This is a genomic window from Flavobacterium sp. Root186 (assembly GCF_001428525.1).
Taxonomy (GTDB): Bacteria; Bacteroidota; Bacteroidia; order Flavobacteriales; family Flavobacteriaceae; genus Flavobacterium.
This window is the reverse complement of the sequence record NZ_LMHW01000015.1, coordinates 312709-327250: the sequence shown is the minus strand read 5'-3', so window position 1 is coordinate 327250 and position 14542 is coordinate 312709. Positions and strand designations below refer to the sequence as shown.

At 34.5% G+C, this 14542-nt stretch carries 14 protein-coding genes; 7 read left to right on the top strand and 7 right to left on the bottom strand.

The window, feature by feature from the left end; genetic code table 11:
- Window positions 1-80: 80 nt before the first annotated feature.
- From ASD98_RS20525 to ASD98_RS20505, 5 genes are all read right to left on the bottom strand, one after another.
- Complete coding sequence (locus ASD98_RS20525; protein ID WP_056208152.1) at window positions 81-263, bottom strand: hypothetical protein; 183 nt, start codon at window positions 261-263, stop codon at window positions 81-83.
- A 96-nt stretch (window positions 264-359) separates the two neighbouring features.
- Window positions 360-1703, bottom strand: coding sequence for a cell wall metabolism sensor histidine kinase WalK (locus tag ASD98_RS20520; protein WP_242412144.1), 1344 nt, complete (start codon window positions 1701-1703; stop codon window positions 360-362).
- Window positions 1704-1713: 10 nt separating this feature from the next.
- Entirely contained in the window at window positions 1714-2388 is a 675-nt protein-coding gene (locus ASD98_RS20515) for a response regulator transcription factor (RefSeq protein ID WP_053474400.1), read from the bottom strand.
- Between the two features lie 187 nt (window positions 2389-2575).
- Window positions 2576-2758 (bottom strand): hypothetical protein, encoded by a 183-nt coding sequence (locus tag ASD98_RS20510; RefSeq protein ID WP_053474401.1) that lies wholly within the window; start codon window positions 2756-2758, stop codon window positions 2576-2578.
- Window positions 2759-2809: 51 nt separating this feature from the next.
- Complete coding sequence (locus ASD98_RS20505) at window positions 2810-3007, bottom strand: hypothetical protein (RefSeq protein ID WP_056208149.1); 198 nt, start codon at window positions 3005-3007, stop codon at window positions 2810-2812.
- Window positions 3008-3340: 333 nt separating this feature from the next.
- Here ASD98_RS20505 and polA point away from each other — a divergent pair, with 333 nt between their 5' ends.
- Window positions 3341-6193, top strand: a complete 2853-nt coding sequence (polA, locus tag ASD98_RS20500) for a DNA polymerase I (protein WP_056208145.1) — start codon at window positions 3341-3343, stop codon at window positions 6191-6193.
- Between the two features lie 195 nt (window positions 6194-6388).
- On the opposite strand, the gene ASD98_RS20495 is transcribed toward polA, so the two are convergent.
- Complete coding sequence (locus tag ASD98_RS20495) at window positions 6389-7414, bottom strand: LacI family DNA-binding transcriptional regulator (protein WP_053472630.1); 1026 nt, start codon at window positions 7412-7414, stop codon at window positions 6389-6391.
- Window positions 7415-7608: 194 nt separating this feature from the next.
- Between ASD98_RS20495 and ASD98_RS20490 the strand changes: the two genes are divergently transcribed.
- The 6 genes from ASD98_RS20490 to tsf all read left to right on the top strand — a co-directional run bounded on the left by ASD98_RS20490 (window position 7609) and on the right by tsf (window position 12302).
- Complete coding sequence (locus ASD98_RS20490; protein WP_056208142.1) at window positions 7609-8355, top strand: ferritin-like domain-containing protein; 747 nt, start codon at window positions 7609-7611, stop codon at window positions 8353-8355.
- A 26-nt stretch (window positions 8356-8381) separates the two neighbouring features.
- The gene (locus tag ASD98_RS20485) at window positions 8382-9194 is read left to right on the top strand and encodes a ferritin-like domain-containing protein (protein WP_056208139.1); all 813 of its coding nucleotides are present in this window, start codon (window positions 8382-8384) and stop codon (window positions 9192-9194) included.
- 193 nt (window positions 9195-9387) lie between these two features.
- The gene (rplM, locus tag ASD98_RS20480; protein ID WP_026983738.1) at window positions 9388-9843 is read left to right on the top strand and encodes a 50S ribosomal protein L13; all 456 of its coding nucleotides are present in this window, start codon (window positions 9388-9390) and stop codon (window positions 9841-9843) included.
- Window positions 9843-10229 (top strand): 30S ribosomal protein S9, encoded by a 387-nt coding sequence (rpsI, locus tag ASD98_RS20475; RefSeq protein ID WP_017497947.1) that lies wholly within the window; start codon window positions 9843-9845, stop codon window positions 10227-10229. The genes rplM and rpsI overlap by 1 nt, the downstream gene beginning before the upstream one ends.
- Window positions 10230-10405: 176 nt before the next feature.
- Complete coding sequence (rpsB, locus tag ASD98_RS20470; RefSeq protein WP_056208136.1) at window positions 10406-11200, top strand: 30S ribosomal protein S2; 795 nt, start codon at window positions 10406-10408, stop codon at window positions 11198-11200.
- 139 nt (window positions 11201-11339) lie between these two features.
- A complete protein-coding gene (gene tsf / locus ASD98_RS20465; protein WP_056208133.1) occupies window positions 11340-12302 on the top strand; it encodes a translation elongation factor Ts in 963 nt (320 codons plus the stop codon).
- 63 nt (window positions 12303-12365) lie between these two features.
- Here the strand turns inward: tsf and ASD98_RS20460 are convergent, their stop codons facing one another.
- A complete protein-coding gene (locus ASD98_RS20460) occupies window positions 12366-14429 on the bottom strand; it encodes a M3 family metallopeptidase (RefSeq protein WP_056208242.1) in 2064 nt (687 codons plus the stop codon).
- Window positions 14430-14542 lie beyond the last annotated feature (113 nt).

The window sequence follows — 14542 nt, the reverse complement described above, 5'->3', positions numbered from 1 at the left end:
ATTTCTCTATCAGCTTTTGCAGCCAAATTATTTAAAACCTTTAGTCTACAACAAAGTTTATTCAATAAACTTATATCGTGTTATTTTTGAGCTTTTGATGCTTCCGGCTTAGCTTCTGCTTTTTTAGCTTTTTTATCAGCTTTTTTCTCTTTTTTAGCCGCTTTTGCTTCTTTTGCCGGAGTTTCTTTTACTGGAGTTGTTTGAGCATTTACCATTGCAGTTGTTCCTAAAACTGCTACCGCTAATAAAATTAATTTTTTCATGATTGTTGATTTTTGTGATTACTATTTCTTTATTTATACCTCAAAGATAGAATCAGTAAATGAAGACAAAATGAAGATTAAACCAATCTGAAAAAATTAACTTTTAATTGTGTTTTGCGTCTCCGGAAACAATAAAGTAAATGTTGTTCCTTCGCTTATAAGAGAATTAACTTTAATTTCTATATGATGAAAAACAGCAATACTCTTAGCAATTGCAAGGCCTAACCCCTGTCCTTCCTGATCAGAACTTACTCTGGCAAATCGGTTAAAGATATTTTCGATTTGAGATTCACTTAAACCAATACCCAAATCTGTAATTGAAATAAAATATTGATTTTGCAAAAAGCCATCAGAAACAATAATACTTCCGTCCGGTTTATTATATTTTATGGCATTCGTTACTAAATTATAAATCAAAATATGAATTAAAGTTTTGTTCCCTCTAAAAGCAAAATCATGTTCCATTTTATTAACAAAGACAATTCCTTTATCATCAATACGATCCTGAAGATCTTCCTGCAGATCGTTTATTATTTCCTGAAAACTAATGTTTTCGTTGGCTTCATATTGATTGTTTTCAATTCGTGAAATGAGCAGTAAATTATTAATGATCTTTTTCAGCATATCGAGCGTTTTCAATGAACCTGCGATTTTATCCACCGCATTATCATCTAAAGAATCATTTTGCAATAAATTTTCCAGTTTGTTTTTCAATAAAGCAATTGGAGTTAAAAGCTCATGAGAAACATTAGAAATAAACTGTTTTTCTTTTTTAAAAAGTTCTGCAATACGATTCATCATTTGGTTTAAAACCAAATCTAACTCTCTAAAATCTCTCGATTTTGCATTTATGGGCGTATGATCAAAAAACTCAGGTTCATTAACTCGCCTTATTTTAGTATCAATAATTTTATAAAAAGGTTTCAGTAAATATTCGATATAAAAAGTATCTGCCAAAAAAGTCACCAGAAGAATAACTACCAAAACAACAATTATAAAAAGCTTTATAATAAAAGTAAGATCTTTTACTTCGCTTAAACTACTCCCAATTTCGAGTTGATACTCTTCTTTTTGATAACTAAAATGATGCTGCAGAATTCGATATTCATTTTCTTCACCTTCAATAATTCGATATTCATTACTAAAAGTTGTTCTTTTTTGATGTGGTTTTATGGGAACTCTGGAAAGAACTAAAAATTCGCTGTGAAGTGTAGAAAACTGCGAATAGGTTTCGGTCGAATCATCTGAATTTTCGATAAAATCATTAATTTCCTGCTGATTTAAATGATCAATGAATTTCTTTTTCTTTTCAATTAACCCATTATTAATGTGTCTGTAAACCACATTTTCGACCAAAATAGGAAGCATAAGCCATAAAACCAAAATCACCAACAATCTTGTTAGTGCATTAAAAATGGCCAATTGATGTTTTATCTTCACAAAAATCTATTTATTCATTAATACGGTAACCCACATTTCGAACAGTTTCAAACCAATCAATCGAAGTATGTTTGTCTAATTTTTTTCGAAGATTACGAACGTGTACATCTATAAAGTTAGAATCGGAGTTTACCTCCAGAATATCGCCCCAAATATGTTCTGTTAATTGCAGTCTTGTAATTACCCTGTTTTTATTCAAAACCAAATATTGAAAAATATCAAATTCCTTTTTGGTCAAACTTAAAGGCACATCATTAAAACTCACTTTATAATCCTGAAGCTGCAGTAAAAATCCATGAATGCTTAAATTGTTTAAAGTAAAACCATGAATACGTCGGATTACAGCAAATAATCTGGCTGCCAATTCGGTCAACGCAAAAGGCTTCGTCAAATAATCATCGGCACCAAGATGAAGTCCGTTAATCCTGTCATCTAATTCTCCGCGCGCGGTTAACACAATTACTGCAATTTTTGATTTTGTTTTTCGAATCGTCTGCAAAACCTCAAAACCATCTCCGTCTGGCAAACCAAGATCAAGCAGCATCGCATCATAATCATTACTTGCAAATTCTTCAAGAGCATCGGCGCAGTTATTGGCTATTTTACAAATATAACCCGCATTGCACAAAAAGTCATAAACCTCTACCGCAAGCTCTTTATTATCTTCAACAATTAAAACATTCATAAAAAAGGCATTTAAGCGCAACTAAAATTAATCAATTATCAAAAGTCCAGTTACGTGTTATTAAAAAATTAACGAATAAAAAAAGCTGACAAATTTCTTCATCAGCTTTCTTCAATCGCATTCATCATAATCATTATTCCTGTTTTGCCTCCGTTACAATGCTTCGAAAACAAAACGAGAGTAATTCTTATTTTTTCACGGTTGCAGCCTCGTCTTTTGGAGCTTCAGCTTTTGCCTTTTTGTTTCCTTTATGATGGTGTTTTGTAGCTTTGACCTCTTTTGCAGGCGCTGCCTGAGCTGGAGTTGTTTGAGCATTTACCATTGCAGTTGTTCCTAAAACTGCTACCGCCAATAAAATTAATTTTTTCATAACTTTTAATTTTTAAATTAACCAACCTTTTATTCTAAATTATTTTTTTGTTTATTTTTTCGCTTTTACTGTTTCTGCTTTTGGAGCTTCACTTTTTACTGATTTTGCCTTTTTATCAGATTTGCTTTTTGGGTGTTTTGCTGCTTTTACTTCTTTTGCAGGAACTGTTTTTCCATCTTTTGCAGGAAACGCATGAACCATTGCACTTGTTCCTAAAACTGCTGCTAATAACATAAATAAATTTCTCATGATTTCTAAGATTTAAATTAAATACCTTATATTTTACAGATCAAAATTACCCTCGCAACATGAAGACAAAATGAAGAAATCCCTGAATAAAAAAAATTAACTTGACATTAACGCTTTGTCGGTTTTTGAAGCATAAGTTATATAAGTTCATTTAATATATAGGACGCAACTAATCGTTATATATTAAAATGCGGAGACGCACTGCAGTGCACCTCTACTAAAATGAACTTATATAACTTATATGGTGGAAAAAAATCTATGGTGGAAAAAAAATCTTGTTAGTCTAATTTTTGAGAACCCAATTGTTTATTTTTACAGACTAATATTTTTTATATGTCAACTCAAAAACGCCTTTTTCTTCTAGATGCTTATGCATTAATTTTTCGCGGCTATTATGCCTTTATAAAAAACCCGAGAATAAACTCAAAAGGAATGGACACATCTGCAATTATGGGTTTTATGAACTCACTTTTGGATGTTATTAAAAGAGAAAAACCAGATCATTTGGCCGTAGCTTTTGACAAAGGAGGAAGTCATGTAAGAACAGAAATGTTTGTAGAATATAAAGCCAATCGTGATGCAACGCCAGAAGCGATTAAAATTGCAGTTCCGTATATTCAGGAATTATTAAGAGCCATGCATATTCCGATTATTGAAATTGAAGGCTGTGAAGCCGATGATTTAATTGGGACTATTGCCAAACAAGCCGAAAAACAAAATTATAAGGTTTTTATGGTAACGCCCGATAAGGATTTTGCTCAATTGGTTTCTGAAAATATTTTCATGTACAAACCTGCCCGTATGGGTAACGGAATCGAAATTTGGGGAATCCCTGAGGTTTTGGCAAAATTTGAAATCGAAAGACCCGAACAAGTAATTGATTTTCTTGGAATGATGGGCGACGCCGTAGATAATATTCCGGGACTGCCTGGAGTTGGTGAAGTTACCGCTAAAAAGTTCCTGAAAGAATTTGGCACAATGGAAAACCTTTTAGATAATACTCATTTACTAAAAGGAAAAATGAAGGAAAATATCGAAGCGAATAAAGATAAAGGTATTTTGTCTAAAAAACTGGCAACGATTATCTGCGACTGCGATGTTGTTTTTAATGAAGACGACTACGAACTTTCACGTCCTGATATCGAAAAAACAGATGCTATTTTTCAGGAATTAGAATTTAGAAGAATGGCCGAACAGTTTGATAACTTGTTTAAAGTTGGAGGCGGAAATGAATTAGCAAATAATGCTCCTGCTACAGACGCTAAATTATACAAAAAGCCACAGCCAAAGAACGAAGACCAATTTGATCTTTTTGGCGGAGGCGGCACTACTCTTGATGAAAGTGCAGAAGCAGCAAGAAATTCATTTTATAATACTTTAGAAAATACTGAGCATTCTTATCAGACCGTTCAGGGTGACTTAGGAATTAAATTGCTTTTGCAGAATTTACAAAAGCAGACTTCGGTTTGTTTTGATACGGAAACAACGGGAATCGATGCTTTACATGCAGAACTTGTGGGAATGTCTTTCTCATATGAAAAAGGAAAAGCTTTTTATGTTCCGTTTCCGGAAAGTCAGGAAGAAGCAAAAGTTTTAGTTGACAAGTTTGTTCCTTTTTTTGAAAATGAAAACATCGAAAAAATTGGGCAGAATTTAAAATATGATTTAAAAATCCTTGCTAATTACGGCGTTACAGTAAAAGGAAAACTTTTTGACACCATGATTGCGCATTATTTGATTAATCCGGATATGCGTCACAATATGGATATTTTGGCCGAAACGTATTTGAAATATTCTCCAAAATCTATTGAAACTTTAATTGGTAAAAAAGGAAAAAATCAGCTTTCGATGCGCGATGTTCCTTTAGAAGATATTAAAGAATATGCTGCCGAAGATGCTGATGTTACTTTACAACTAAAAGAAATCTTTACTGCAGAATTAGATAAAACCGAGACTAAAAAGCTGTTTGATGAAATCGAGATTCCGTTGGTAAGCGTTTTGGCTGCAATGGAAACAGAAGGAATTCGTCTGGATGTTGATTTCTTAAAACAAATGTCTGGAGAGATGGAAATTGAAATCAAATCTTTAGAAGAGCAAATTTACGAAACAGCGGGCGAGAAATTCAACCTTGCCTCTCCAAAACAATTAGGAGATGTCTTATTTGATAAACTTAAAATTGGCGGAGCAAAGCAAAAGAAAACCAAAACCGGTCAATACGCAACAGGAGAAGAAGTTTTGACTTATTTGGCAAACGATAATCCTATTGTAAAACAAATTTTGGACTGGCGTCAAATGGTGAAATTACAAAGCACCTATATTTTGGCTTTACCGGAACAAGTTGACAAAACAACGTTGCGCGTTCATACCGATTATATGCAGACCGTTGCGGCAACTGGACGTTTGAGTTCTAATAATCCGAACTTGCAAAACATTCCGATTCGTACTGAAAGAGGCCGTCAGATTCGTAAAGCTTTCGTAGCGCGCGATGAAAATCACACTTTAATTTCTGCCGATTACTCGCAAATTGAATTACGAATTATTGCTGCCTTGAGTGGTGAAGAAAACATGATTGCAGCGTTCCAAAACGGAGAAGATATTCACAGAGCTACTGCAGCAAAAGTTTTTGATGTAGCGCTTGAAGAAGTTTCGCGCGAGCAAAGAAGCAACGCCAAAACCGTAAACTTCGGAATTATATATGGCGTTTCTGCTTTTGGATTAAGTAATCAGACTTCATTATCCCGCGGCGAAAGTGCTGCTTTGATTGATGCTTATTACAAAACGTATCCGAGATTAAAATCATACATGCAGGATCAGGTTGATTTTGCTCGTGAAAATGGATATGTACAAACTATTTTAGGTCGTCGTCGTTATTTAAAAGATATTAATTCTGCCAATGCCGTTGTAAGAAGTGCCGCCGAACGAAATGCCGTAAATGCACCAATTCAGGGAAGTGCTGCCGATGTAATTAAAATCGCGATGATTAACATTCATAAAAAATTACAAGACGAAAACTGGAAATCAAGAATGTTACTTCAGGTTCATGATGAGCTTGTGTTTGATGTGCACAACGACGAATTAGAAAAAATCCAGCCAATGATTAAACACGAAATGGAAAATGCTTTTAAAATGGCGGTTCCTTTAGAAGTTGAACTTGGTTTGGGTAAAGATTGGTTAGAAGCGCATTAATTATAATTTTAGATTTCTGAATCAAAAATCAACACAATCTTGTCCTTGCGAGGAACGAAGCACTCTCATTTGCTAGATCAAGTTTTGCGTCTTATTGTAGTGAGGTTGCTTCGTTCCTCGCAATGACCTTAAATTATGTATAAAAAAAGGACTGTTCATTCGAACAGCCCTTTTTTTATTGATTATATTTTTCATTTAAGCTTTTCTTGTCGATTCTCTTTCTTTCAGCTTAGTTTTGATGATGATCGTTTCGTAATCAGAAGTTTCCCCTTCTGGTTCTTCCAGTCTTTCAATTAGTTTTTTTGCAGCAACTTCACCAATTTCAATTCCGTGCTGGCTTACTGTTGTTAAACTTGGAGATAAACGTCTTGAAGCCAAAATTCCATCGGCAAAACCAATTATTGAAATATCTTCAGGAACTTTATATCCTTTTTTCAAACTTACTCTTAAAGCTGCAACCGAATCATTTTCATCTAAAGCAAAAATCGCATCAATTTTGTGATCAAAAATCGAATCGATTTTAGCTTTCATATCATCCTCAGAATCAGTACGAAGAATAATTTTTTCGTTTACCGGAATATTATTGTCTTTTAAAGCTTTTAAATATCCATCAGCTCTTAATTTTCCAACACTTAAATTATCTACAGAAGAAATTAAGGCAATATTTTTACAACCCAAATTAATTAAATGCTGCGTTGAGTTTAAAGCAGAATCAAAATCATCCACAACAACTTTGTCGCATTCTACTTCATCAGCAATTCTATCAAACATTACAATTGGTGTTCCATCGTTAATAATAGCCGAAAAGTGATTGTAATCTTGTAGTTTTTGTGCTTCTTCAGAAACCGAAAGAATAAATCCATCGATAGTTCCGTTGCTCAGCATTTCAAGCGTATGAACTTCTTTCTCTAAAGATTCGTTCGAAATACACGTAATTACATTATATCCTTTTTTATCGGCTACCTTTTCGATTCCGCTAAAAACCTTAGCAAAAAAGGAGTTTAATATATTAGGTATAATTACACCAATTGTTTTGGTTTTTCGATTCTTCAAGTTCAGACCAATAACATTCGGTTTATAATTTTTGAGTTTGGCATACTCTTTAATCTTCACCTTCGTCTGCTCACTTATTTCCGGGCTGTCATTTAATGCCTTAGACACTGTTGACACAGAAACACCTAGTTCCTTCGCAATTTGTTTTAGAGTTGCTTTAGCTTTCATCTAATAAAAGTTTATGTAATTAATACAAATATAGTAGAATTACCGAAAATAAAACAAAAAACCCCTACCACTATTTGAAATTATAAGATCTTTTCGAAATAATATCAAAAAAGAGGAATTTTCTGAAACCGCATGTCTAAAAATTTCGTTAATAAACTTAATACAATGTTATTAACTTAATAAAAGCCTAGATTATGAAAAACGAAGTTAAAATTCAGGAAGTCAACCCTTCCCTGGATAGCAGAAGGAGCTTTCTGAAGCTCAGTGGACTAACATTAGTTACCGCAGGTTTGGTTTTAGCTGGCTGCAGCGATAATGACAATGATGACAATATGGAGGATAATTCCTTACCCGGAGTCAAAAATGGTGTTTTTGACTTAGGTTCAGGAGACTTTGGCGTTCTGACTTATGCTTACGCTTTAGAGCAGTTAGAAGCCGATTTTTACACTAAAGTGGTAAACGCCTCAAACTTTAATACTGTATTTAATGATACAGAGCGTCAGGTTCTAACCGATCTTTACCATCACGAAGTAGTGCACAGAGATTTTTTTAAAGCCGCTTTAACCGGAGCGCTTCCAGATCCTGGTTCACAATTACTTCCTTCTTTAGCCTTTAGTTATGGTTCTTTAAATTTTAATAGTCGTACCGAAGTTTTAGCTACCGCAAAAGCACTTGAAGATACTGGTGTTGCTGCTTATAATGGAGCAGGCAGACTTATTAAAAGCCCTGATTATTTATTATTAGCCGGAAAAATTGTTTCTGTAGAGGCCAGACACGCTTCTGCCATTAGAAGTTTAATCAACCCGAATTCAAAAGATTTTGCTGGAGACGATATTATAAGCACTTCTACCGGATTAGATGTCGCCAAAGATCCGTCAAAAATCCTACCAGTTGCAGCAGGATTTATTACAACGAAATTCACGGCCAATTATTTACCTTAATCTTAACTAGCTAAAAATTAGAAATTATGAATATTTTAAAATTTATAGAATCCTTTACTGATGACAGCTTAATGAAAAGCACTGGTTCAAGAAGAGACAGTTTTACGCAGTTTGGGAATATCGGAAAAAACCTGGCAATGGCATCAATCCCTTTTGGATTAGCTGCTTTTACAAATAAAGCTTTTGCACAAGACATAACGGCAACTCCGGCGACACCAATTGGAGCTTTACAGTTTGCATTGACTTTAGAATATCTTGAAAACGAATTTTATGCCATGGCATTAGATTCTGGAGTTATTCCCGCTTCTGAAAATGGCGGACGCGATTTAAAAGTTTTTCAACAAATAGCTGCACACGAAGCAGATCACGTTTCGTTTTTAATTGCCGGACTTGGCGGAACAATGAGTGCTAATTTTGTTCCAAAGCCTACTTTTGACTTTACCGTAGGCGGAGCATTTGATCCTTTTAATGACTATCCTACCTTTCTGGCATTGGCACAAGCTTTTGAAGATACCGGCGTTAGAGCTTATAAAGGTCAGGCCGCTAACTTAATATCTACACCAGATTTGCTGACAGCAGCATTACAAATTCACTCCGTTGAAGCTCGACATGCTTCTGAAGTTAGAAGACTGCGAGGTTTAAAAGGCTGGATCTCTAATGCTGAAAGAGGTGCGGGAATGCCGACAGCAACACAGGCCGTTTACGATGGTGAAGGAGTAACGATGCAAGCAGGATTCAATACAGCTACAGCGTTTGGTGCCGCCGCAGGATCAGAAGCTTATGATGAACCGTTAACAACACAACAAGTAGTCGATATTGCCAATATCTTTATTGTTTAAGTTAAAAATAAACTTAATTTTGAACCGCCCTAGCGTTATTGTGAAGGCGGTTTTTTTATGGTTTTAAAAATAAAAACTGAAAGCCTGATTTTCAGGATATAAAATATTCTTTTCAGGTATTTGGTTTTAAAATAATTAATTGTACTTTTGCATCCCCTTTATTGGGGATGGAATGTTTAATTAAAATAATATTATGGACGCATTAAGCTACAAGACAATTTCAGCTAGCAAAGCCACTGTAACTAAAGAGTGGATTGTTGTTGATGCAGAAGGTCACAACTTAGGTCGTCTTGCTTCAAAGGTTGCGATGATCTTAAGAGGTAAGTACAAGCCAAGTTACACACCGCACGTTGACTGTGGAGATAACGTAATTGTTATCAACTCAGAAAAAATTAACCTTACAGGTACAAAAATGAATGACAAAATTTACATGCGTCATACAGGTTACCCAGGAGGACAAAGAACTTTAACTGCTAAAGTATTGCAATCTAAAAACCCTGCATTATTAGTAGAAAAAGCTGTAAAAGGAATGTTACCTAAAAATAAATTAGGTGCTGAACTTTTTAGAAATCTAAATGTTGTTGTAGGTGCTGAGCATACTCACGGAGCTCAAAAACCTAGAACTGTTAACCTAAACGATCTTAAGTAATGGGAGTTATTCACAAAATCGGTAGAAGAAAAACCGCTGTTGCACGTGTATATGTTTCTGAAGGAACAGGAAAAATCACTGTAAACAAAAAAGAATTCGCAACTTACTTTCCAACTGCAACTTTACAATACAAAGTTTTACAACCATTATCTATGACAGAAAATGCTAGTAACTTTGATGTAAAAGTAAACGTTTACGGAGGTGGTTCAACTGGTCAGGCAGAAGCTGTAAGAATGGCATTAGCACGTGTAATGTGTGAAGTGAACATCGAAAACAGAGCTATCTTAAAACCAGAAGGTTTATTAACAAGAGACCCTAGAATGGTTGAACGTAAGAAATTCGGTCAGAAGAAAGCTCGTAAGAGATTCCAATTCTCTAAACGTTAATATTACCTGTCTTGTTCAAATGGGACAAGACATTATCAATTATTTATTGAAATTAAAAAACACAGTTATTGTTGCTCTCCTATCGAGGTAGGACATAGTTTAGCATCTAAATGTATGAAGCCAGGGAAACCGCCATTCACACATTGCTAATCAACAGAACGTAAACTAGTACAAAAATGGCAAACAAAATAGAAGTAAAAGACTTACTAGAAGCAGGTGTTCACTTTGGACACATGACTAGAAAATGGGATCCAAACATGGCCCCTTACATTTATATGGAGCGTAATGGTATTCACATTATCAATCTATATAAAACTGCAGCTAAAATTGAAGAAGCTAACGAAGCTTTGAAAAAAATCGCTGCATCAGGTAGAAAAATCTTATTCGTAGCTACCAAAAAACAAGCAAAAGACATCGTTGCTGATAAAGCAAAGGCTGCAAACATGCCTTATATCACTGAAAGATGGCCAGGTGGAATGCTAACTAACTTCGTAACTATCAGAAAGGCAGTTAAAAAAATGTCTTCTATTGATAAAATGAAGAAAGATGGTACTTTCATGACGTTATCTAAAAAAGAGCGTTTGCAAGTTGATCGTCTACGTGCTAAATTAGAGAAAAACTTAGGTTCAATCGCTGATATGTCTAGACTACCTGCAGCATTGTTCGTAGTAGATATCAAAGCTGAACACATCGCAATAAAAGAAGCACAAAAATTAAACATTCCAGTTTTCGCAATGGTTGATACGAATTCTGACCCAAGAGAGGTTGATTACGTTATTCCTGCAAATGATGATGCTTCTAAATCAATTGACAAAATTTTATCTTTAGTTACTGCTGCTGTAATCGAAGGTCTTTCTGACAGAGGTTCTGAGAAAGAAACTGAAGTATTTACAGAAGAAGCTGCTGACGCTGCTCCTGCTGCAGAGGCTGCACCAGCTGTTGAAGCTGCTGCTCCTGCAACTGAAGAATAAATAAACTTTTAAATTCCAAATTTTAAATTCCAAAATCCAAACAGAAAAATTAAAAACGTTATGTTGATAATTTATTAAAATTGGAGTTTGGGATTTAAAAGATGGAATTTTTACTTTTAACATTAAAATTCAAAATATTATGGCAACAATTACTGCTGCAGACGTAAATAAATTAAGACAAACTACAGGTGCCGGTATGATGGACTGTAAAAAAGCTTTAGTTGAAGCTGATGGAGATTTCGATAAAGCTATACAAAACCTTAGAGAAAAAGGACAAAAAGTTGCTGCTAACCGTTCTGACCGTGAGTCTTCTGAAGGAGCTGCTGTTTCTTTTGTTAATGCTGACAAAACTAAAGGAGCTATCATCACTTTAAACTGCGAAACAGATTTCGTAGGTAAAAATGAGGCTTTCGTAACTTTGGCTAAAGAATTAGTAGAAAGAGCTATTAACTTCTCTTCTAAAGAAGAATTCTTAGCTTCAGATTTCAACGGAATTACTGTTGCTGAAAAATTAATCGAGCAAACTGGTGTTATCGGTGAAAAAATCGAAATCGGTGGTTTTGAAATTTTAGAAGGTGCTTTCGTTGGATCTTATGTTCACGTTAACAAAATTGCTGCATTAACTGCAATTTCTGCTGCAATTCCTAACGCTGACGTTTTAACTAAAGATGTTTCTATGCAAGTTGCTTCTATGGGAGCTGATACATTATCTTACAAAGATTTTGATCCTGCTTTCGTTGAATCTGAACTTGCTGCTCGTATTGCTGTAATCGAAAAGGATAATGAAGAAGCAAAACGTTTAGGAAAAACTTTAAAAAATGTTCCTAAATACATTTCTTTCTCTCAATTAACTGAAGAAGTTTTAAAACAAGCTGAAGAAGATGCTAAAGCTGAATTAAAAGCTGAAGGTAAACCAGAGCAAATTTGGGACAAAATTATCCCAGGAAAAGTGCAGCGTTTCATCTCTGACAACACTACTTTAGATCAAGAGAAAGCTCTATTAGATCAAAACTTCATCAAAGATGACAGTAAAAAAGTTGGTGATTATGTTAAAGGATACAACGTTGAAATTACAGGTTTCAAAAGAGTTACTTTAGGTTAATATATTATTTCAATATAAAAAGCCCGAATATTAATTTATTCGGGCTTTTTTTATTTTCAGTTTTTAATTTTCAATTGGAAAATTTCTCGCACGCATCAAAGCGTCAGATTTTGGAGCATGGCCTCTAAAATTCTCATACATATTTTCATTATCTACACTATTCCCAACACTTAAAACAATCTCGTAAAGACGTTCTGCCACTTTTTTATCATAAGGTCCCTCTCCTTCCAGAAAAGCTTCATAAGCGTCTGCATTTATTACATCTGCCCACAAATAGCTGTAATATCCGGCTGCGTAGCCATCACTTGAAAAGATATGAGCAAATTGCGGAATTCTATGGCGCATCACAATCTCTGACGGCATATTAATTTCCTCCAAAACATCTTTTTCAAATTGATGCGGATCAACCGTTTCAGTCGTTAAGTGTAGTTTCATATCCACAAAAGAACTCGAAATTGTTTCTACGGTTGCAAAACCTTCATTAAAATTCGCCGCTTTTTCTATTCTTTCTACCAGAGATTCTGACAATGGCAGATTTGTTTTATAATGAAGGGCAAACTTATTTAACACTTCCGGAGTTGCCAGCCAATGCTCTAGTAATTGCGAAGGAAATTCAACATAATCTCTCGCAACCGAAGTTCCCGATAAACTCGGATAAGTAACATTTGAACATAATCCGTGCAAAGCGTGTCCAAATTCATGAAATAAAGTTGTAGCATCATCCCACGAAATCAATACCGGATCATCACTATTTCCTTTTATAAAATTGCAGTTATTCGATACTATAGGCAGTACGTTTTGTTTTATTTTTTGTTGATCTCTATGGGAATTCATCCACGCTCCAGAACGTTTGCCAACACGTGCGTAAGGATCAAAATACCACAATCCGATTAATTTACCCGTATTTCTATGATTCACTTCCCAAACTCGAACATCAGGATGATAAACCGGAACATCAAATAATTGTTTAAATCCTAAATTAAATAATTCGCCTGCAACCCAAAACATCGCTTCACGCAAATTTTCTAACTGAAGATATTGCTTTATCTCGTTTTGGTCTAAATCATATTTTTCTTTACGGACTTTTTCTGCATAATAACGATAATCCCAAGGCTGGATTTTAAAATTCCCACCTTCGTTATTTACCATTTCCTGCATTGCCACTACATCATTTTTTACTTTTTCGACAGCTGGTTTCCAGACAGATTCCATTAAATCCAAAGTTTTCTTTGGATCTTTAGCCATTTTATTAGACAAACTCCACTCTGCAAAATTCTTAAAGCCTAATATTTTGGCTTTCTTCGCACGTAGCTGTAAAATTGAAACTAACGTTTCATTGGTATCATTTTGATTCCTGTTATCACCACGTTTAACAAAAATATCAAATGCTTTTTCTCTTAAATCTCTTCGATTCGAGAAAGTTAGAAATGGTTCTATCGAAGATCTTGTATTACCAATACTAGCCAAAATATTCAGATTTCTTTCTTTAGCTTCAGCAATTGCGGCGTTTTTAAACTCCTCAGGCAAACCATGCAAATCATTTTCAGATTCTAATTCTAAAAACTGATCGTTTTCTTCTGTCAATAGTTTTTGACTGAAAAGAGTAAAAAGTCCGGCAAGTTCCTGATTAATTTTGGCTACTTCCTTTTTATCTTCTTCATTTAATTCAGCTCCTTCTCGTACAAAATCAGTATAATAAAGCCATAGCAAACGTTGTTGTTCATCATTTAACTTTTTACTTTCGGCAGCATTATACAGTTTTTCAATTCTCAGGAACAATTTATCGTTTTGATACAGTTTATCACTAATTTCTGCCAGTTTTGGAGACATTTCTGTATCAACTACGTTAAATTCAGGACTGCTTAAATTTGATCTGTAAATTCCGTAAACGGCATGAATTCTATCTAGTTTTTCGCCAGAAAGCTCTAAAGCAACTATTGTATTATCAAAAGTAGGTTCTTCAGTGCTGTTTGCAATTGCTTCAATTTCATCTAATTTTTCCTGAATAGCAAACTCAATTGCAGGTTTAAAATCTGAGATTTTATATTTTGTAAAATCCGGAACTCCGCCATAAGCACCAGACCACTCCTGAAGCAAGGGATTATTTAAATCAATTTGTGTTTTCATAATAAAATGCATTAATAATTTTCTGTCTAAACTATTCCAAAAGAAAATATCGCAGAATCTCAAAATTAACCAATCAGAACCAAACTTCAAACGAACTTATTAATCCATTTTAA

Excerpts from the sequence above, each read along its gene's own strand:
- rplM (WP_026983738.1), top strand. The coding sequence starts at position 9,388 with ATGGACGCATTAAGCTACAAGACAATTTCAGCTAGCAAAGCCACTGTA.
- rpsI (WP_017497947.1), top strand. The coding sequence starts at position 9,843 with ATGGGAGTTATTCACAAAATCGGTAGAAGAAAAACCGCTGTTGCACGT.
- ASD98_RS20515 (WP_053474400.1), bottom strand. The coding sequence starts at position 2,388 with ATGAATGTTTTAATTGTTGAAGATAATAAAGAGCTTGCGGTAGAGGTT.
- ASD98_RS20505 (WP_056208149.1), bottom strand. The coding sequence starts at position 3,007 with ATGAGAAATTTATTTATGTTATTAGCAGCAGTTTTAGGAACAAGTGCA.
- ASD98_RS20460 (WP_056208242.1), bottom strand. The coding sequence starts at position 14,429 with ATGAAAACACAAATTGATTTAAATAATCCCTTGCTTCAGGAGTGGTCT.
- polA (WP_056208145.1), top strand. The coding sequence starts at position 3,341 with ATGTCAACTCAAAAACGCCTTTTTCTTCTAGATGCTTATGCATTAATT.
- ASD98_RS20485 (WP_056208139.1), top strand. The coding sequence starts at position 8,382 with ATGAATATTTTAAAATTTATAGAATCCTTTACTGATGACAGCTTAATG.
- tsf (WP_056208133.1), top strand. The coding sequence starts at position 11,340 with ATGGCAACAATTACTGCTGCAGACGTAAATAAATTAAGACAAACTACA.
- ASD98_RS20490 (WP_056208142.1), top strand. The coding sequence starts at position 7,609 with ATGAAAAACGAAGTTAAAATTCAGGAAGTCAACCCTTCCCTGGATAGC.
- ASD98_RS20510 (WP_053474401.1), bottom strand. The coding sequence starts at position 2,758 with ATGAAAAAATTAATTTTATTGGCGGTAGCAGTTTTAGGAACAACTGCA.
- ASD98_RS20495 (WP_053472630.1), bottom strand. The coding sequence starts at position 7,414 with ATGAAAGCTAAAGCAACTCTAAAACAAATTGCGAAGGAACTAGGTGTT.
- rpsB (WP_056208136.1), top strand. The coding sequence starts at position 10,406 with ATGGCAAACAAAATAGAAGTAAAAGACTTACTAGAAGCAGGTGTTCAC.
- ASD98_RS20525 (WP_056208152.1), bottom strand. The coding sequence starts at position 263 with ATGAAAAAATTAATTTTATTAGCGGTAGCAGTTTTAGGAACAACTGCA.